Source organism: Paenibacillus cisolokensis, assembly GCF_018403665.1.
GTDB lineage: Bacteria > Bacillota > Bacilli > Paenibacillales > Paenibacillaceae > Paenibacillus_AH > Paenibacillus_AH cisolokensis.
Map to the genome: position 1 here is coordinate 13,573 of NZ_BOVJ01000125.1, position 20,207 is coordinate 33,779.

At 54.5% G+C, this 20,207-nt stretch carries 13 protein-coding genes and 5 pseudogenes; 2 read left to right on the forward strand and 16 right to left on the reverse strand.

From position 1 onward, the window contains the following. Positions 1-15: 15 nt before the first annotated feature. The 7 genes and pseudogenes from PACILC2_RS17190 to PACILC2_RS27160 all read right to left on the reverse strand — a co-directional run bounded on the left by PACILC2_RS17190 (position 16) and on the right by PACILC2_RS27160 (position 9,038). Positions 16-1,512, reverse strand: coding sequence for a tripartite tricarboxylate transporter permease (locus PACILC2_RS17190; protein ID WP_062490930.1), 1,497 nt, complete (start codon positions 1,510-1,512; stop codon positions 16-18). Between the two features lie 41 nt (positions 1,513-1,553). Further along, a complete protein-coding gene (locus PACILC2_RS17195; RefSeq protein ID WP_213529731.1) occupies positions 1,554-2,030 on the reverse strand; it encodes a tripartite tricarboxylate transporter TctB family protein in 477 nt (158 codons plus the stop codon). After that, the gene (locus tag PACILC2_RS17200; RefSeq protein WP_062490926.1) at positions 2,027-3,079 is read right to left on the reverse strand and encodes a tripartite tricarboxylate transporter substrate binding protein; all 1,053 of its coding nucleotides are present in this window, start codon (positions 3,077-3,079) and stop codon (positions 2,027-2,029) included. Before PACILC2_RS17200 ends, PACILC2_RS17195 begins: the two co-directional genes overlap by 4 nt. A gap of 555 nt (positions 3,080-3,634) precedes the next feature. Further along, positions 3,635-6,159, reverse strand: a pseudogene (locus PACILC2_RS17205) (beta-mannosidase). A gap of 65 nt (positions 6,160-6,224) precedes the next feature. Next, complete coding sequence (locus PACILC2_RS17210) at positions 6,225-7,799, reverse strand: helix-turn-helix domain-containing protein (RefSeq protein WP_213529733.1); 1,575 nt, start codon at positions 7,797-7,799, stop codon at positions 6,225-6,227. Next, positions 7,777-8,256 carry a sensor histidine kinase gene (locus PACILC2_RS27155; protein ID WP_244863589.1) on the reverse strand — a complete coding sequence of 160 codons (480 nt, stop codon included), beginning with the start codon at positions 8,254-8,256 and terminating at the stop codon, positions 7,777-7,779. The genes PACILC2_RS17210 and PACILC2_RS27155 overlap by 23 nt, the downstream gene beginning before the upstream one ends. Then, positions 8,157-9,038, reverse strand: coding sequence for a sensor histidine kinase (locus PACILC2_RS27160; RefSeq protein WP_244863590.1), 882 nt, complete (start codon positions 9,036-9,038; stop codon positions 8,157-8,159). Before PACILC2_RS27160 ends, PACILC2_RS27155 begins: the two co-directional genes overlap by 100 nt. A gap of 241 nt (positions 9,039-9,279) precedes the next feature. On the opposite strand from PACILC2_RS27160, the gene PACILC2_RS27165 reads away from it, so the two are divergent. Then, positions 9,280-9,468: a hypothetical protein gene (locus tag PACILC2_RS27165; protein ID WP_244863591.1), complete on the forward strand. Its 189-nt coding sequence runs from the start codon at positions 9,280-9,282 to the stop codon at positions 9,466-9,468. Between the two features lie 132 nt (positions 9,469-9,600). Here PACILC2_RS27165 and PACILC2_RS17220 read toward each other — a convergent pair whose 3' ends face one another. From PACILC2_RS17220 to PACILC2_RS17255, 8 genes and pseudogenes are all read right to left on the reverse strand, one after another. Then, a complete protein-coding gene (locus PACILC2_RS17220) occupies positions 9,601-10,413 on the reverse strand; it encodes a carbohydrate ABC transporter permease (protein ID WP_244863592.1) in 813 nt (270 codons plus the stop codon). A 144-nt stretch (positions 10,414-10,557) separates the two neighbouring features. After that, a pseudogene (locus PACILC2_RS17225) lies at positions 10,558-11,432 on the reverse strand (carbohydrate ABC transporter permease). 67 nt (positions 11,433-11,499) lie between these two features. Continuing rightward, positions 11,500-12,828: an extracellular solute-binding protein gene (locus PACILC2_RS17230; protein ID WP_213529737.1), complete on the reverse strand. Its 1,329-nt coding sequence runs from the start codon at positions 12,826-12,828 to the stop codon at positions 11,500-11,502. 1,299 nt (positions 12,829-14,127) lie between these two features. After that, complete coding sequence (locus tag PACILC2_RS17235) at positions 14,128-15,456, reverse strand: MmgE/PrpD family protein (RefSeq protein WP_213529739.1); 1,329 nt, start codon at positions 15,454-15,456, stop codon at positions 14,128-14,130. 82 nt (positions 15,457-15,538) lie between these two features. Further along, the gene (locus PACILC2_RS17240) at positions 15,539-16,282 is read right to left on the reverse strand and encodes an amino acid ABC transporter ATP-binding protein (RefSeq protein WP_213529741.1); all 744 of its coding nucleotides are present in this window, start codon (positions 16,280-16,282) and stop codon (positions 15,539-15,541) included. A gap of 13 nt (positions 16,283-16,295) precedes the next feature. After that, positions 16,296-16,966 (reverse strand): annotated as a pseudogene (locus PACILC2_RS17245) (amino acid ABC transporter permease). A 33-nt stretch (positions 16,967-16,999) separates the two neighbouring features. Continuing rightward, a complete protein-coding gene (locus PACILC2_RS17250) occupies positions 17,000-17,800 on the reverse strand; it encodes an amino acid ABC transporter substrate-binding protein (RefSeq protein WP_213529743.1) in 801 nt (266 codons plus the stop codon). 373 nt (positions 17,801-18,173) lie between these two features. Then, positions 18,174-19,012, reverse strand: a pseudogene (locus tag PACILC2_RS17255) (polysaccharide deacetylase family protein). 234 nt (positions 19,013-19,246) lie between these two features. Between PACILC2_RS17255 and PACILC2_RS17260 the strand changes: the two are divergent. Further along, entirely contained in the window at positions 19,247-19,636 is a 390-nt protein-coding gene (locus PACILC2_RS17260; protein WP_082655064.1) for a YmaF family protein, read from the forward strand. Between the two features lie 102 nt (positions 19,637-19,738). On the opposite strand, the pseudogene PACILC2_RS17265 reads toward PACILC2_RS17260, so the two are convergent. Next, positions 19,739-20,188: pseudogene (locus PACILC2_RS17265) on the reverse strand (DUF2935 domain-containing protein); the annotation flags it as partial. Between the last annotated feature and the right edge of the window lie 19 nt (positions 20,189-20,207).

A 20,207-nucleotide genomic window follows, 5' to 3' on the forward strand; every position in this document is an offset into this window, starting at 1 on the left:
TCGATCAAGCGCCCGTCAAGCGCCCGTTCGGCGGGAACGGATCGCCTTGAACAGACGGCGCACGATCGGCCAGAACGTTACCGCAAGCCCGATCAGCAGCAGAGTTCCGGAAATCGGCCGCGTGAAAAATTTCAATAAATCCCCGTTGAAAATCAAGGCCGACTGGTTCAGCGTATTTTCCAATACCGGGCCGAGAATGACGCCCAGAACAAGCGGCGACGGCTCCATCTTCGCTTTCCGCAGCAAATAGCCCAGCACGCCGAAAATGATCAGGACGACGACGTCAAACAAACTGTTCCTCACGGCATATGCGCCGATAAAACAGAAGATCATCACAATCGGCATAAGCACTTTCGGCGACAGATGGGAAACTTTCGCGAACAGCCCCACCATCGGAAGATTCAGTACAAGCAGCATCACATTTCCGATATACATGCTGGCAATCAGCGCCCAGAACGTCGTCGGATGCTCGCTCATCATGAGCGGCCCCGGCGTGATGCCCTGAATCATAAATGCGCTGAGAAGAATCGCCGGCAGCGGCGAGAACGGGACACCGAGCGAGAGCAGCGGAACGAGAGCGCCGGTGCTGGCTCCGTTGTTGGCCGATTCGGGACCCGCCACGCCCTCGATTGCCCCTTGTCCGAACTCCTCCGGTTTTTTGGAAAGTTTTTTCTCCAATCCGTAAGAAGCATACGTACTAATAATGTTGGCCGGTCCCGGAATGAGTCCCAGCACGAAGCCCAGCAGGCCGCCGCGGACGATCGGGCCGGTGCTGCGGCGCATCTCGGATTTGCTCGGCATCAGCCGCCGGAGCGACAAATCGGCTTTCACCGGCTTGTGGTCCGACTGCTCCATCGCGCCCAGAACTTCCGACAACCCGTAGAGTCCCATAATAATCGGAATGAAGTCGATGCCGTCCATCAGCCAGGGGGAATCGAACGTCAGTCTGAGCGTGCCGCTCATCGGGTCAATCCCGATCAGAGCGATGACCACCCCAAGCGCAATCAGCAGATAGCTTCTTAATAAAGAGGTATCCGTCATTCTCGACAGCACGAGCAACCCGACCAGCACGATCGCGAAATATTCCGGCGGACCGAACCGCAAAGCCATGTCAGCGATTGGCGGAGCCAGAAACGTCAGCAAAATCATGCCGATCGTTCCCGCCACGAAGGAGCCGATCGCGGCGATGGCGAGCGCAGCGCCCGCCCGTCCTTTCTGCGTCATCTTGTAGCCGTCAAGCGTCGTCACGACCGATGCCGCCTCTCCCGGCACGTTCACCAGAATCGATGTCGTAGAACCCCCGTACATTCCCCCGAAATAAATGCCCGAAATGAGAATCAATGCGGAAATGGGTTCCATCGAGAAGGTGAGCGGCAAGAGCATGGAAATCGCGCCGACGGGGCCAAGTCCGGGCAAAACGCCGACAAGCGTGCCCAACGCAACGCCCGCCAAACAAATCAACAGATTCGTTAATGAAAAAGCAGCCGAAATGCCGGCCAAAATATGTTCCATATCAACCACTGATGCTTCCCCCCAACATCACACAGCTGTTTTTATATCCAGACGCCGGGCGGCAAATAGATCCCAAGCCACCAATCGAAGATGAGCCAGATAGAAGCCGTGGTAAATAGCGCCAGCATCATCAGCCGCCAGCTTCTGAGTCCCAGCAAGTATCCGATAGCCCACAATGTAATGAAGGAGGACAACAAAAACCCGAACCCGTACGTCAGTACGACAAACAGAATAAAAACGCCAAGGATCGCCAGCGATCCGCGGGAAAAGACGGGCTCATGTCCGTTCGTTTCGCGGTCTGCAGCGCGCCCTCGCCGAAGGGTCAGCAGCAGACCCGCCAACATCAGGATGCTTAAAACGGTCAGCAAGCCGCCGAATACAACCGGGAAAAAGCCCGCCTGAATATGGTTCAACGTCCCAAACCGGAGACCGCGGGATTGCCACAACGTTAGCAATCCCGCAAGCATGAAGAGAAGCGCGGCAATCATCCGCGCTCGAATAACCGTCCGATTCATCATTTAATCATCCCGAGTTTCTTGTAAAGTTCGCCCGTCGTTTCATACCACTCGTCCAATTCTTTCAGTGCGTCGGCACTGTTCTTGTAACCAAGCTGATAACCCGCCTGTTCCATCAACTCTTTGAATTTGTCCGATTCATACACAGCCTTGGTCAGCTCGTCGATCTTCCGGACAACCTCTTCCGGCACGTTATTCGGAATGACGATGTAGTGGCCGGCGCCTCCCGCCAGACCTTCAATACCCTGCTCTTCTGCCGTCGGAACATCCGGCAACTGATCGACCCGCTTCTCGCTGAGCACGGCCAATGCGCGCAGCTCGCCGGACTCGACTTGTCCGCGCACTTCCGGAACGTTCATGAAAGCGGACATGACATGGTTGCCCAAAACGGACGGAAGGAGCGGGCCGCTTCCTTGGTAAGGAACGTGCTGCAGCTGGATTCCCGCCTTATCTTCCAGCAAACGGGCAAGCAGCGCGACGACGGTGCCTTCGCCCGGATTGCCGACCGTAAGTTTTCCTGGATTTTCCTTCGCGTATTTGATATAATCGTCAAGAGTCTGGAACGGCGAATCTTTAGGCACGACAATCGCGACGACCATTTCGCCGACTTTGTTCACAACCGTGAAATCATCTCTTGTATATTGAGCCGGTGTGATATGCAGCGACGACGAAATATGGCCTGTAGATGCCCAAAGCCACGTATAGCCGTCAGGCTTCGCCTGGACGAGCTGGTAGTTGCCGACCGTACCCGAAGCGCCGTCGACGTTCTTCACGGTAATCGGTTGATTGATAATGCCGGTAGAAGCTTCGACAAAGGAACGGGCCAAGATGTCGGATACGCCGCCTGCATTGAACGGTACGATCAACTCGATATTTTTGGCCGGATAATCCGTTTCTTTCGATTCCGCCCCGTTATTGGCCTCTTGCGCATTATTGGTCTCCGGCGCGTTATTGGCCTGCTGTCCCCCATTACCTTTGCTTGCGCATGCTGCAAGTATCGCCAAAATGGAAATCAAGACCGCGATTTTGAACACGAATGTCTGTCTTTTCATAGCTGCCTCCCGATAGTATGGATCATCATCATATTCCTGTAGATTATGTTGGGGCTATGCCTAAACCATGCTTCATCAGATGTTGGTACATTCCGCTCGGAACGTTGCAACAGCCAATGTTCTGCTCCAGAATTCTGTCATCTCCTTTACTCTGAACTTGTCCAACCCCCGGCAAACATAGCAAGAACATATCCCATCGGAATTGTATGAATTAATTAGAATTGTATGCTAGACACCGTCCGCTGTCAATCCCGAATCTGAGACTTTGTAACTGTTCGGAGAAATGTCATGATGAGACGGGAGAACCTTGACATGGACTTTCCAGGCGCAAAATGGCCAAAACGCGATAATCCCAGCGATCATGCAGTTTTTGGGATCGGTTCAAGGACAGACCAGGAAACGGACGTTGAACGGTTTGACGGATGATGCGGATGATTAGAAAGGCGAGCAGGAAGTGAATTTTATCCTTTCTTTAATCTGAACAAAGTCCCCGGAACCGGATCCGGGGACCGCGAGAAACTTCTCTCTATGATTCGAAATATGGGCCGATTCGTCTCAACGTTGTTTTACGTTCAAGGCCGACACGGACAGGCGCGCGAGCGAAACCGGTTCGCCCGTCCGATCCGTAACGCGCACCGTTTTCGATTCGCCCGGCAGCAGGTCGAAGAAGTTGTCGCTGAACCGGACATTCCCTTGCGGCAGGTCCAGCTTCACGAAGCGCGCAAGATGTCCGCGCGCTGTAACGCGCACGGTCGATTCGGCTTCGTTGACGACAACATCGAGCTCGGCGGCCGGCAGGCGCAAATCTTTCGGGTCGCGCAAATAAACCACGTTGGCCGGAGCTTCGAACCCTTGCGCCGTCAGCACGACGACGACGTCCTCCGCCGCCCGTCCGTTTAGAACGTCGCCCTCGGATAGCGTGCCGAGCCGGACCGCGCCGTTCGCCGGCACTTTCGCTTCGAACCCCGTTTCAAACACCGCGTTTCCGGCGAAATCCGTCACCGCGAGCTTTACGGCGCCGACGAGCGGCTCGAGCGTATCGTTGACCGCCCAGACGTGCAGCGGCTCGCCCGGATCGTGGTCGACCGACAGCAGGACGGGATGGAAAACTTTTTCCCGTAGAAGTACGCCGCTTTCGGCAGCAGCTCGTAATCGATCATCGACCAGCTCGTCCCCGGCCAGCTGTCGTTCAGCTGCCACACGAGCGCGCCGGACGTGCGCGGCTTGTTCCGGCGGTAATGCTCGATGCCGTACTTCAGTCCTTCGGCTTGAGTCAGCATCGAGAAGTTCATATATTCCTCGATGTCGCGCGGAATGCCGGTAAACCCTTCCATCAGCAGGATGCCTTTCTGATGGTTCGTATCTTTGTTCCGGTACGCCATCTCGGCGCTGCCCCAGTAAAATTGCCCTTTCGGAATATGCTTTTCGAGCGTATAGCGGTTGGCGGAGCCGTGGATGCCGAACTCGCTGCTGAACAAAGCGAAATCTTTCTTATAGTTTTTGAACGTGACGCCCTGGATGTTGTAATCGAGAATCGGCGCCTCGCCGAATTTGCGCGGATATACCGAGCCGTGCCACACTTGCCAGTTGTGGCGGTCGCCGACGTCGGGATCGTTGTCGTCCATGCCGTTCGCCCGGCCGTACGGGGACGACGGCCAATACGCGCGGCTGTCGTCCAGCTCCGCGAGCATGTCGGGAATGAGTTCATGGTAAATCGATTCGCCGTAAAACGGGCATGTAATGTCGCCGCCGGCCGTCTTCATGTCGTACAGCCAGTCGATTTCGTTGTTCCCGCACCAAAGCGCGAGCGACGCGCGGTTGCGCAGCCGCTTCACATTGCAGGCGACCTCCTCGCGCACGCTGTCCATGAAGTCGCGGTTGAAATCCGGGAACAGCGCGTTCGCAAAAGCGAAGTCCTGCCATACGAGGACGCCGCGGCGGTCGCATTCGTCGTAAAACGCGTCTTTTTCGTAGATGCCGCCGGCCCAGACGCGCAGAATGTTCATGCGGCCTTCGACCGCGAGGTCGATCAAATCGCGGTACCGTTCGTTCGGAATGGCGCCGATGAAATTGTCCGCCGGAATCCAGTTCGCGCCCTTCGCGAACAGCTTGACGCCGTTCAGCACGAACGTAAACGAGTTGCGCCCCTGCTCGTCTTTCAGCTGCAGCTCAATCGTGCGGATGCCGAACGCATGCGTCTGCCGGTCGACTTCCTTCCCCTCCGCGCGCAGGACGACGTCAAGCTCGTACAAATACGGCTCGCCGAGGTCGTGCGTCCACCAGAGGCGGGGAGCAACGACGCGCAGATCAACGGACACCTTGCCGCCCGCGACGGTCGCGACGGCATTCGCGACGACCGCGCCGTCCCGGTCCTTCAGCGCGACGTCGACCGCGGCGGCGGCGCCCCGCTTATACGCCTTTACGTCGACGTCCACACGGACGTCCGCCGATTCGGCGTCGGCCCGAAGCGTGCGCGCGAACACCCCGTCGAGCTTCGCCGTCTTGCGCCGCTCGATGCGCACCTTGCCCCAGATGCCGACCGTGACGAGGCGAGGGCCCCAGTCCCAGCCGAAGTTCATCGCCGCTTTGCGGATCCATGGACGCTCCTTCGTATATGAAGACCATTGGAACAGTTCTTTGTCCCGGTTGTGCAGCGAAAGCGGATCGAATTTGACCGCGATCGCGTTTTTCCGTCTGCGGACGATGCGCGTCACGTCGAACGTGTACGTCGTAAACATATTCGACGTTTCCCCGACTTCCAGGCCGTTCACGTACACGGTCGCGAAAGTATCCAACCCTTCGAAGACGAGTTCGTGGCGTTCGCCGCTGTCCGGGTCGACCTCGTAGTCGAACTGCGTCCGGTACCACCATTCTTTCGTTTCGATCCAGCGGCATTTCACGTCGTTATGGCCGAAATACGGGTTTTCGATTATGTTGCGCTCGATCAGCGTCGAATGGACGTCTCCCGGCACTTTCGCCGTAATCCAGAACCGGTCGTCCAATCCCGCCGAAGCGACCTCGAGCGGGCGCGCTTGTCCGACGTCGAAATGTTGGATTCTCCAATTGCTTGCGATTTCCATGCGGGTTCCTCTCCTATCCGAATGTTCCGTCCGACGCAAGCCCGCCGTTCCGGCGACGGCGAACGTCAGTCGCTCTTGCCGTGCTTCGACGCGTCCTCACGGAATTCGCTTGGCGTCTTCCCATAATATTTCTTGAACATTTGACTGAAGTACTTGACGTCCTCGTAGCCGACCGAACCGGCGACGTCGCTGATTTTCGCGGGCGACGTCGTCAATATTTCCGCGGCGTGCCGCATTCTCTGCTGCAAGACGTAATCGGTGAACGTCATACCGACTTCCTTCTTAAACACTTCGCTCAAATGGCTCGGGTGAAGATGGACGTGCTTCGCGACGCGCTGCAGCCCGACGTCCCCGCCCAGATGCAGCTCGATGAACGCTTTCGCCTTGTGTACGTGCGCCGCTTGCCCTTCGGACAACGAATTGTGGTACAGCTTCATCACCACGTACAAATACTGGAACAGCGCGTCCTTCAACGCCGTCCCGGCCTTGAAACGGAAGCGGGGCACATCCGCGCCGGATCGTCCGGAGACGTGCTGCACCTTCTCAATCCAGCGCTGCGCGGAGATTGCGACCGCATGCATCGACGCCTCAAGCGATTCGAGCGTGAATTCGTCGCCGTCCGTCAGCTCGTGAACGAAACGATGCACCCATTCCTTCAGCGCGACCGAATCGTCCTCCAGCAAAATGCCGTACAATTCGACTTCTTCCTTGCCGGTGAAAACCGCTTGTTTCCCCTTCCGGTCCTTGATCGCCCAATACCGGCAAATCGGGTCGTCGATCAGCCCCTTGTAGCCGTACGCCTGCTCCGCGGTCCGATACGATTCATGCAGCTCGCGAGCCTCGGTCACCGTCTTGCCGACGGCGGCGAACGCTTTGCACTTGAGCAGCCTCTCGATGCTGGCGATCATCGACGCAAGGCACGTCTGTGCCTCCGCATCCCCCGGACGGACGCGCATGGCGGCGACGACGCGGTCCGGCTGCAGCAGCGTCTCGCAAGGAAGCAAATCGTTCATCATATTTTCGATCGCAAACAGCAAGAGCGACACGCCGCCGCCGTTCTGTTCGCGTTCCCAGCCTTCGCCGGAAACGAACACGATCTGAAGCGGATCGTCCGCCGGCCCGTCCTGCTCCGGAAACAGCCGCGGCAGCATCGTATACAGCAAACGCGGTTCGATACCGTTCGTGTCGCCGCTGACGACCCATCGCTCGAACAGCCGATTGCGCGCTTCTTTGTTTTTGAAGCAGTCTTCGCTTTGCGCCGCCCACTTCTCCTCGATCCGATGCTTCACCTTGAGCACCGTCTTAATAATTTCTTCCGGCCGCGTTGTCTTCAGCAAATAATCCGTCACGTCGTTGCGGATTGCCTGCTGCGTATACTTGAAGTCGTCGTAGCCGGACAAAATAATCACTTCGATATTCGGAAGCAGCCGTTTCGCTTCTTTCGCAAGCGTCAGGCCGTCCATCCCCGTCATTCGGATGTCCGTGAGCAGGATGTTCGGCCGCTCTTCCATGAGCCGCGACATCGCCTCCTCGCCGGACGCGGCGGGAGGCAGCAGCTCCAGACCGAGCTCGTGCCACTTGATGACTTTGGCGAGCCCGGTCCGAATAATCACTTCGTCATCGACGATCATGACTCTCATAAGGTCCCTCCAGGATCGGAATGGAAAACGAAACATGCGTGCCCGCGTTCGGCTTGCTCTCGATGTGCAGGCGGGAGTCCGCCCCGTAATGAAGCTGCAGCCGCTCGTTCACGTTTCGCAGCCCGTAACTTCCTTCCTGCGGCTGTTCGGATGCCGGAACGTCCAGCCGGCGGCGAAGCGCCTCGAGCTCGGCTTCCGTCATCCCTTTTCCGTCGTCCACGACGTGGAACACCATCCGGCTTCCCGACCGTTCCACATGGATCGAGATCGTTCCGGCTCCTTCTTTCTTCTGGATGCCGTGGATCATCGCGTTTTCGACGAGCGGCTGGAGCAGTAGCTTGAGCATGAACTTCTCCGTCAGCTCCGGATCGACGGAATAGTCGACGAGAAATTTGTCCGGGTAGCGGATCGACTGAACGGCCGCATAATTGCGAATATGGGCGATTTCTTGCTGCACCTGGCAAAATCTTTTCCGCTGTTCAGGCTGAATCGCAGGAAATCTCCGAGCGAGCCGACCATCTCCGCGATGCGGTTTTCCTCGTTCATGAGCGCGATCCATTGAATCGAGGAGAGCGTATTATACAGAAAGTGCGGATTGATTTGCGCCTGCAGCGCGCGAAGGTCCGCCTCCTTCTTGCGGGATTCGTTTTCGATCATTTGCCGCTTCAGCCGTTCGATATGCTCTCCGAGCGTGTTGTAGCTGTGCGCCAGCCTCCCGATTTCATCGGCGGTGTCGACCGGATACTTGTACATCGGCTGTTCCGGATCGACTTTCGAGAGCAATCGGGACAGCGTCCGGAGCGGATTCGTAATGCGCTTGACGAAGAAGAGTGTCGAACCGATCGTAATCAGGACGGCAAGCGCGACGGCCGCGGCGGTCAGTTGCAAAATGTACCGGTTTTGCTCGCTGTACGCTTCATAAGGAATCGTCCCGATCAGCGTCCAGCCGGTCCGCGGCTCCCGGTAACGGAGAAGCGTCAGCTTCTCCTTCCCTTGGCCGTACGTTCCGCCGCCGTAGGGCGAAGCTTCGCTCAAGACGTCCGTGGCCGGGTACAGCGAAAAGATGCTCCTGCGGAGCCACGACTTGTCGGTGGCCGAAAGGATGACGCCTTGCGCGTTGACGAGCGCGATCCCCGCGTCGGCGAATGGGGGATCGGTCCAAAACTGCGAAATGGCACGCTCGCTTACCGTGATGCTCAGCCAGCCGATCGTCTCGTACGTCCCGCGCGTGCTTCGCACCGGCCGTATAAAGGAAAGAACGTCGTGCTCCCCGGAAAACGTCGTCGCCTTGTACAGCTCGGTCCACGTTTTTCCCGAACGTCGCGAATCGGCGCCTCCTTGAGTTCGGACGCATAGATCGTCGTCGTGGACAGCTTGGGCACATCATTTTCGGATAGATCGTGATGTCGAACACGTACGGCTTGCCGAACACGAGATTGGCGAGCAAACGGTCGACTCTGGCGCGGACGGCGACGTCGTCTTGCCGCTGGTTCAAAAATTGCTGCACGTCCGTCTGGCTGATCAAAAAGATCGACATATGGTCGATATCCTGGACCATGAAGCCCAGGTTTGCGGACATTTGGCGGAGCGAATCGATGCCGGCGCGCATCGAATTTCGTTCCGTGATGCGCGAGGACGTCGTGAACGAAAAGACACCCAGCGCCAATAAGGGAATAACGGTGGAAATCAACAGGATAAAGGACAGTTTGCGTTGCAGCGATTGCCCCAACCATTTCTGCATGCCGTAATCCCCCTCTTGTGATTCCGCCGGACCCGGTTTTCCGCCCGGCGGACGCAGCCGTTACCCTTTCACCGCTCCCGCGGTCATGCCTTTCATAATTCGATCCTGAAACATCAAATAAATCGCGATGGTCGGAACGACGGCAAGCACCATAGCCGCCATCGTCAGGCCGAAATCGGTTTGCGAACTGTCCGCCAAAATCGCGACGCTGAGCGGCAGCGTCTTCATGGCCGACTTGCTGATAAACACGAGTGCGAACGAGAAATCGTTCCAGAAGTGCAGAAAGCTGATGATGGACACCGTCGAAATCGCGGGCATCGAGATCGGAAGAATCATCCTGAAGAACACGCCCCAACGGCCGGTTCCGTCGATAAACGCCGCTTCCTCGACATCCTTCGGGAACGAAAGCATATAGGCGGCCAGCACGAAGATCGCCGTCGGCAGCGCGAACGCGGTATACGGCAGCACGAGCGCCGCATACGTGTTCAGCAGCTTCATCTCCCGCATCATGATGAAGAGCGGCACCAACGTGCTGTGAATCGGGATCAGCATGCCGACGACGAAGAACGTCATGACCCACCCTTTCAGCCGGAATGAAAACCGCGCGAGCACATAAGATGCGAGCGCCGACACGAACAGCGTCAGCGCCAGCGACAGCGCCGACACGAGGACCGAGTTGAAGAACGCGGTCCCCATATTCGACGCCTCCCAGGCGCGGGCGAAATTGTCGAATCGCCACGTTTGCGGAAGACCGAACGGACGGTTGAAGAAATCCTCGGTGTTTTTAAACGCGCTGATGCCCAACCAGAATAATGGATATAACGTTAGTATTCCATAAATGAGAAGAACTGTCCAAACGACACCGTCCCGCATTCCCCCCCAAGGGAAGGCGGATTTGCGATCCGACGAGCCGGGTTTGACGGCGAGCGACGTTTGACTCATGCGAATGCCTCTCCTCTTTTCGTTTAAGATTTTATAAGTTCCGGCGTCCTTGAAGCGATCCGGCCGATGGTTTTCTTATTTTTGCGCCCGTTTGTTCATAAAGTATTGGCTCGTTCCGATCAGGAGTAAGCTGATCAATACGATCGACGTCGAAACGGCGCTGCCGAATCCGTACCGGTACGACGTGAACGTCGAGTTGTACATGTAGGTCGCGAGCAATTCCGTCGCATGGGCCGGGCCGCCGCGGGTCATAATGTAAACCAAGTCGAACGATTTCAGACTGCCGGAGATGCACAGGATGATGGCGACCTGGATCGTGCTCCAAATCATCGGAATCGTGATCGAAAACAGTTTCCGCGCGCCTTCGGCGCCGTCGATTTTCGCCGCGTCATGAATTTCGCTTGAAATGTTCTGCAGCGCAGACGCGAAAATGATAAGATACAATCCGACAAAGCTCCAGATGAGCGGCGGCATCAGCGAGTAGATCGCGATGTCGGGATTGGACAGCCACCCCAGCTTCCAAGACGACAGGCCGAGCGAGTCGAGGAGGAAATTCAAAATGCCGATTTGCGGATGGTAAATGTACTGCCAAATCATGCCGATGACGACAGTCGACAGCACCATCGGAATAAATACGGCGGAGCGAAGAAACTTCTGGAACGTATTGTTTTTATGCAGGACGATCGCAAGCACCAATGCGAGCGGCACTTGTCCGAACACGGAGGCGAGCACGAACAATACGTTGTTTTTGAGCGCTCTCCAAAAATCGGGTCGGTAAAAATTTCGTAGTAATTGTCCAGCCCGATGAATCGTTTGTCGCCCATCCCCGACCAGTCGAAGAAGCCGTAATACGCGGACCAAATGATCGGCACAAACACGAACAATAAATAAAGCACGACGGCGGGAAGCAGTCCCAATATGATAAACTTCCGGTTCTGGACCAGATTCATTATGCTCACATCCTTTTGAATATTTTCAGCCCTCCGAAAGAGGGAGGGCTGGAAATATGGCTTTCAGTTAGCGGCCGACCGCCCGCGCTTGCGCTACCTGAATGCGCTTGGCGATTTCTTGTGCGTTGCCGCCCATCAGGAGTTCTTGCAAACCGTTGTTGACAACTTCTACCGTTGCGGAGCCGAGCTTCGCGTCGTATACCGGCGTGATCGCCGTATTTTGCATCAAATTGTACAATTTCACGAACAGCGGATGCGCCTTGGATTCATCGAGCTCGATGTTGTAGCTGACCAACGTGCTGCTGTCGAGCGTCGCTTTCTGACCTTCCGGACCTGCCATCCAATACAGCAGCTCCTGCGCCGCTTCGAGCTCGGCGCCTTCAAGCTTCTTGTTGATCCCAAGGCCGGTGCCGACGACGCCGGACGTCGATTTCGGATCGCCGAGACCGCCTTCGATCGCCGGCAATACCGTGATGCTCGTCGTGTTCAATACCTCTTCCGGCGCGGTGCTGACGAGGTTGGATAACGCCCAGCCGCCGCTGATGAACATCGCCGCCTTGCCTTGCGCGTACAGCTGCATCATTTGCGTTTCATCGATGCTGTTGAAGCCTTCCTGGAAGGCGTTCATTTCGCTAAGCTCCTGCATCTTCTCAAGCGCTTGGATGAACTGCGGATCTTCAAACGTCGCGCCGTTCTGCTCGGCCGCTTTCAGGAACCATTCGGAACCGGTGACGCGGTCGGCCAAAGAACTGAAGATTGTCGACTGCGCAACCCAGTTCGCCTTGTTGCCGAGCGCGATCGGAATGATACCGTTTTCGTTGAACGTTTTGACCGCCGTTTTCAACTCTTCCCACGTTTCCGGCACTTTCACGCCGTACTGTTCGAACAACGCTTCATTGTAGTACACGAGCGACGTCGGCGCGAGGTTCATCGGCACCGTATAAATGTTGCCGTCCACCGTGAAGCCGTCGAATGCGTTCGGGATGAAGTTATCTCTCCATTCCGGCTTGCTGTCGAGGAATTCATTGATCGGCTGGATCAGGTCGCCGTTCACGAATTCTTTCGTCATGGCGTCCGGCCACATGACGAATAAGTCCGGCATTTCGTTCGCCGCCGCCGCCGTTCTGAGCCGCGTCTTCAAGCCGTCCGTCGGAAGCCCTTCGATTTCAAGTTTGATGTTCGGGTGGTCGGCGCTGAATTGATCGAGCAGTCCGCGCATCGCCACCGCTTTCGCGTCTTGACCCGCCCAGTTATGCCAAAGCGTCAGCGTCACTTTTTCGGATTTCGCCGCGCCTTCACCGCTGCCTTGTGTGGTTTGGCCCGCGTCTTGCCCGCAGCCGGCCAGAACCGCCGCGCAAAGCGCCAAGCCTATGCCGAGTTTCTTCCACGTTTTCATCCGATTAGGACCTCCCTGTTGTTTTCTATATCGCCTATTGTAGACCGATTGTTTGCGCACCGTAAGGGGACATTCAAAGGGTCGAGGGTAGAAACTTATCGGATCGTGTCGAGATCGGCCATGGCCGTCCGCTCGCAAATCGCCGCGCGGTTTTAGTGTTTCCCCCTTCCCAACGACAATTCTCGTGCCGGTCGGCGGCAAACGACGACGCTCAATGAACAAAACTGCAAAAAGAAAGTGCAGGTTTTCCGGACGCAAAATAGCCAAAACGCGGAAATTCCTGCGGAAAGTGCAGTTTTTTTGCCTGCTTGATTGACCAGCATCAGTGCCCCCGAGGCGCGCAACCGCCCGTCCGGGCAGTGTGCGGGCTACAGCGCCCCTGAGGCTGGAAAATGCCTGGTCCCCCGTGCGGCACCATGCGGACTGTAGCCACTCGAGGGGCACGAACGCCACGCCTCTACTCGCATGAGGTCCCTGATGCGTACGCCTAGTATAAGTGGAAGTTCCGAATGGAGCTGTTGCGTGTCATCGCGGCCGCGTACAAGCGACAAAGGGCGTGAATGAACCGCAAGGTTCGATTAAGGTTTCTATCAACGTTTGAACAACATTTGAAGCGCCCATTCACGATCAAGATCTAACGAATCTGACACACGTTATTTGGCGAAAAATCGATGTTTTGGAATTGTAACGAATCTGAGCAACGCTATTTGCTTAAAAAGCGTCGCATTCAGGCGTAAAATCGTAAATAAGGCGGCTCAGATTCGTTACATCCCCAAAAGCGGCTTGTTAACCCAAATAAGACGTCTGAAATTCGTTAGCGATGCAAACGTGAAACGGGCCACACATATGGCGGACATCTTCGGTGCATCCAACCGTCTTTTGCTCCAGAAGATCGTCGATGGCGAAGTCATCACGTTGCCTTTCCTCGAGCAACACATGAAGGGTGCACTCCAACACCAGTCTCCGAAGATTCTGCAATCCTGAATTTAAACAGTCGGTTGCGCAAGCATCACCGCGGCCTGATCCGCATGTCTTGGAATCGAGAAGAAAGCGCTCGGCCCGGACTATTTGGATCGCCACCGGGCAAACCGGCAAAAGCAAAGGCAAGAGAATCTCATTAAGCCACATTCCCTCATTTCCCATGCCTAATTTCGGAGCTTTCCCACATGTTGATTTTCATAAGAAAAGACAAGCCGTTTAAAGCTTGTCTCCAGTCATCTGATCGACCCGTCATCTACAATTCGGTACGGGAGTGAAGCCATTGTCGCATCATCCCGAACCTGCAAGCCGTTTCCATTGTCACAATTCGCCGAGCTGCTTGGCAAATGCTTGTACGTTTTCCGTCTCGTCCAGTTTTAAAATCCGATCCAGCACGACCGATGCATGCTCGCTTTTCACGATGCCGGCAAACTTGCTTATCAGTTCCTGCTCCGTGACCGGATTGCCGGGCGAGCCTTTCGGGCAATCCCCCGTTTCGCTAATCGTATTCCCGTCGGTCAATTTCACCGTGATTTGCGTATATCTCCTTACGGCGGGAACGTCGAACACGTTGATGCGCTTCATCTTCTCCATATACGCCCGGATTTCTTCGCCGATCGGAACGCGTTGAAAATCATCCGGGCGCAGCCCCCGCCCGCTCAGAATCAAGGCCGTAATGTACTCGATGCTGAACCTTCCTTCTTCTCCGTTGCTCGGGTTGCGGTGAACCAGCGCCGCATCGCTGCGGTGCGGAAAGATGATCTCAATGCCGGCGATACGCTCAAGCGGGATCGGGCCGATCTTTTCCGCCGCATGGACGCCATAGTAAGCGCCGGAGCAAAAGGGATACAGCTTGAACCATAACCCGGGCGTCTCAATGCGCCACGCCGGACCGCTTTCTTGCAGCAGCAGTTCACGGGCCCGCTCGATCCCCTGGCCAAACACGGCAAAAAAACCGATCTCTCCGTCCAGGCTTGCCTTGTTCGCTTGAACATCCGCGTCGGCCAACAACAGCGCTCTCACCGCCGAAGACGCGGCCAGGCCCGCATGTAGCGGTTTGGTTTCGGTGCCGAAATGAACGCGCAGGCCGCTGGCTTGTGTCGTGGCAAAGCCGAGCGCCAAACACGCTTTCTCCACCGAATACGTCTTCAAATATGCGCCCGCCAGCGTAGCCGCCAGTACGCCGGTTGTGCCCGTATTATGGAAGCCTCGCTCATAATGCTCGTTCGTCAATGCCTGGGCAATCCGGGCCATCGCCTCGACGCCGATGATGTACGCTTCCAAAAAACGCCGGCCCGTCGTGCCGGCATCGCATACCGCCAATAAGGCAGGCAAAATGACCGTGCTCGGATGGCCGCGGACCTGCGAATGGACGTCATCGTAGTCTAGAGCGTGCCCCATAAAACCGTTAATGAGCGCGGACTGGGAAGGCGAAACATCCATCGAATGGAACAGCACCGGAGCAAGCGGATGTCCCCCTTCCAATCTCGCCATTCGCACGAGCTTGGCAACACCCGTATCGTCCTTTCCGGCATAGGAAGATGCGATATAATCCATCAGTCCGTATTTCGCTTTTTCCATGCTTGCCCTGGAAAAGGGGGTGTTCCATAACTTTTCCACAAATGAGAGCGTCACCGTATCTCTGCCCATGATCATTCCTCGCTTTAAAAAACGGCGCTGCGGATGATACCGGACATCGGGTTCATCCGCAGCAGCCTTGACAGCATCCATTTTACGCCGGATTGGCGCTCAAATGTTTAAGAAATTGTTTCGTACGGTCTTTCTGGGGATTGCTGAAAAATTCCTTGGCGCTTCCTTGCTCCACAATGTTGCCGTCCGCCATAAAAATGACATGATCGGACACTTCGCGGGCAAAATCCATTTCGTGCGTTACGATAATCATGGTCGTATCCATCTCGGCTATCGACTTGATCACTTGCAGCACTTCCGATACAAGCTCCGGATCAAGCGAAGACGTCGGTTCATCGAACAGAATGGCGTGCGGCCTCAATGCGAGCGCGCGCGCGATGCTGACGCGCTGTTGCTGGCCGCCTGAGAGCGTCGCCGGGTAGTTGTCTTTCTTATGTTCAAGCCCTACTTGCCTCAGCAGCTCCATGCCGATTTCGTTCGCTTCTTTTTTCGGCATTTTCTTCACGACGATCAGGGACTCCGTAATATTTTCCAATGCCGTTTTATTTTTGTACAGATTGTAGTTTTGAAATACCATCGCGGTTTGCGAACGCAATTGCCGTATTTCTTTACGCGTACAGTTTTCGACATTCAATTTGGCGTTCCCGATCTCAATGATGCCGGCATCGGGCGTCTCCAAAAAGTTCAAGCAGCGAATCAACGTCGATTTCCCTGACCCGGAAGGACCGATAATCGTGAGCACTTCTCCGTCCTTCACTTCGAGATCGATCCCGTTCAAGACCACCAAATCATTGAAGCTTTTTCGCAAATTCGTGACTTTTATCATAATTACTCTACCTTTACGTCCGATATGGGCGATCCAAATATTTTTCCAGCAATTTTTGCAGATAGGAGTACACAATGATGAGTCCCCAATAAATTAAGGCGACCGCCAGGTAAGCTTCAAAGAAGCGGAACGATTCGGCTGCTTGCATTTTTGCTTCCGCGAAAATTTCCACAACACCCAGAGTGAAAGCCAACGACGTTTCTTTAATGAGGCTGATGAAAATGTTGCCCGTAGCCGGCAGCGCATTGCGCGCGGCCTGAGGCAGAATGATGCGGCGGTACGCCTGCACCTTCGTCATCCCGCCCGTTATGCAAGCTTCCATCTGCCCCTTATCCACCGATATAAAAGCGGCGCGAAAAATTTCGGCCAAAAAGCAGCCTGCTTGAACCCGAACCCGATAATGGCCGCTGTCACGGCATCCATGGCCGTAAAAGCCGGAAACAGCTGCGGCAAGCCGTAATAGATCAAAAACAATTGCACAAGCATCGGAATGGCGCGGAAAAAGGAAATATAGACGCTGGCCAGCGATCGGAATACGATAAATCTGCTGTTGCGAAGGAACGTCAGCACCAAACCGATGATAATCGCAATGATCATGGCGACGACAGCCATAAACAGCGTGATCGGCACATAGCTTATGATTCGGGGCAAGAGCTCAAAAATATACGATGGATCCAGATTCATATCATATCGCTCACTCTCAATGGATCGAGACCATTACTCCGTTCTCGTTGTAATATCTTCTCCATAGTATTTGACCGAAATTTCTTTTAACGTGCCGTCTTCCCGCAATTTTTGAATCTCGGCGTTGATTTGCTTAATCAGCGCTTCGTTGTCTTCATTTTTGACGAACGGGAAGGCGATATCTTCGTACAGGAACGGATCGCCTACAAATTTCAAAGGCAAGTTTTTCTTCTTGATTTCCGCCAGCAGCGAGGATCTCGCATTGACGTAGCCGTCTACGCGCTTGTTCAGCACGTCGTTTTGCGCACCGTCACGGTTTTCGTAGGTCCGGATTTTAATTTCGCCATTCACATCGAATTTTTGCAAGTTTTTTACATTGTTGGAGCCCAGCACGCCGGAGACGGTTTTGCCTTTCAGGTCATCCAGCGTATTGATATCCGTATTGTCGACATGGGTCACGATCGTGACGCCGGCATACGAATACGGCTCCGTGAACAGAAACTTCTCTTTCCGCTCATCGGTTACGGCAACGGCGTTGGCAATCGTATCGATTTTGCCGGTCTCCAATTGGCCCATCAATCCGCTAAAGTCGGAGTTGGTCCATTCAATCGTATAGCCGAGACGGTCTGCAATCGTTTCAATAACTTCCACATCGAAGCCAACCAGCTTGTCCCCTTCTTTGTAGCTGTTGGGATAAGACTGTCCGGTAGCGCCTACGCGAAGCACTTTCTTGTCATCGCTTGCGCCTGATTCGGATTTCGAGCCCGAGCATGCGGTCACCATCAAGCTGATAGCCAATAAGGAAATAAAAAGAACAATATACTGCTTCTTCATGTGTCATAACCCCTGTTACATTTATTTTTTCTGACCTGCTACATTAATATAGACGTTCTTAATTATAGACGTTTCGTATTACAGCATCAATTCATATTTTCCATCGTCTCTCTTATGCGCGTCAATTCACAGCTGCCTCCTTCGACGATAACTTTTTTAATTCCTAGTAAATCTATATGTTTTCGATAACTGTGATTATAGTTGAAGATTGTTGCTAGTGTCAAGCCAAGGCGGGCGGCTCGTTCCGCCGCACTTGCAGTCGCCCGCGCGCCGATGAAACGAAAAACTGCGGTCCGATGAGCGCAGTTTTTCCGTGAGATATCCGGGGCCGGCACGCGGCGATGCCGTTGCGAGGTACAACCATGTTTACCACTCAAGGCGCAATGCCGAGCAGCTCCGGAACGGTAACGAGCTTGACGCCGTCCTCCCTCAGCTTCTTTATAATTTTCGGAAGTGCGTCAACCGTCCCCGATAAATCTTCGCCGACTCCTCCTGCAGCGTGCTGCAAGACGATTGAACCCGGTCGAACATGCGCGAGCACATTGGTTGCGACTTGTTCCGCACTTAAACCTTTCCAGTCCAACGAGTCGACATTCCAGTTTACTATTTTTTATGTTGGCTGCTCAGCCATCGGATTTGATCCTCATTAATATTTCCGTACGGAGGTCTTACGATATGGGGCATATAGCCGGTATATTCCCGGATCAATTGATCCGTCTTGATGATCTCTTCGCGAAATTTATTGTCCGTTAACTTCGGGAGATTGGCGTGGCTATACGAATGGTTCCCGATCACATGCCCTTCCCGGACCATGCGCCTCACGATATCCGGATAAGCTTCAACCCGATTTCCAACGACGAAGAAGGTAGCCTTCACGCCTTCTTGTTTCAAGGCATCCAGCACCTTCGGGGTAAAGACCGCGTCGGGCGCGTCATCGAACGTCAAAGCCACTTCGCGCTTAGTGGCGGGGCCGTTAAGCAGAAAGGTGCTGCGGTATTTGCTGCGCAAGTCCGCAAGGGACATCGGAGCGGGACTCCGAACGCCATGCTCCGGTCCGTCCGCCAATTCCGGCGTCGCCGATTGCATGTGGGGTGCGAATTGTCCGGACCGGTTGAGCGTATCCGGCTGCCCGGACCGGGGCATGTTCGTTTGGGTACAGCCTGCGCTTACGCCCAAAGCCAGCAGACATGCAATAAGCCAGTGTTGCTTCATAATCAAGTACCTCCTGCGCTCCAATATCCTTTAAATATGTAGAATTCCAAAAATACGGATTTTTATGCCGCGATTGAAATTCCCATCGGACCCCGGTCCAGCCAAACCCTCGTAATAAAAAGATAAGTTGTGGTTTAAAGGATTATATGGACGCTAGGCTTTAGCCGTTTCCGGATGCACACGATTCGCCATAAACTATCCCATATTTAACACATTTAAAGAAAGGAGCCCTGCATGAAAATTCCCGTTACCGGATTCGTGATGGATTCTGGAGGCGACGATGCCCATCATTCGCACAAACTTTATATCACTTCTTGGAACGGCATCCCTGTCCATGTTCATGCCTTTTCCGGTGAAACTACTGTAAATGACGGACATTCTCATGAATATTCGAGTTGGACTGCTCCTGCCCCTAGTGGTGTGCCTCATGTACACGGATATCGTACCGTTACTTCACTGAATCAAGGCCATACTCACCTCATACAGGGAACAACCGGACCGGCCATTGATCTTCCCGGTGGGGGGCACTATCACTTATTCGAGGGATATACGACAATCAACGGCCGCCATCCTCATTCGCATGCCTATAGCGGGCGAACGGGTAATGAAGTTAGTAGTATGTAAAGAAAGAAGGACGTACTCCTATACTTCCCAGTACGTCCTTCATGACACCTTAATACCGTATTCGCGATGCCCGGGCAAGATAAAGATTTATACGGAAAATGATCAATCCATAATAATACTTTGAAGAGCCGGCACAGGCTTTCCCGTCAAGCTGTTTTCAAACATGTCGATAATAAATAAAAATCTTTCGGCTTCACGGAACACATGATCCGCCAGCAAGGGATGAATGATGCTTTTTATTCGGCACGCATTAATTAATTCGCGCGCTGTCTTCTTAAAATCACGCAACGATTTAACGGATACCCGGTTTTGATCAAGGAACTGGTCAAGAAGCGGGGCAGTTTGCGATTGAGGACGCATGGAATCTAAATCCCTCGCTTGAAATAACAATTGATCGAATTCATGACTGAAATTATTGGCTTGATCGACCAACTTCCGTTCCGAAGGATCGAGCAGATGACTGATAAACTTGGCATGATCAGCCATAATTCTAAGGAAAAATACGTTTTCGTCGATAATGGCGTCGGGCAGCGGTTCCAACCTGCCCGTATTTCACTAGCGTTGCATCAAA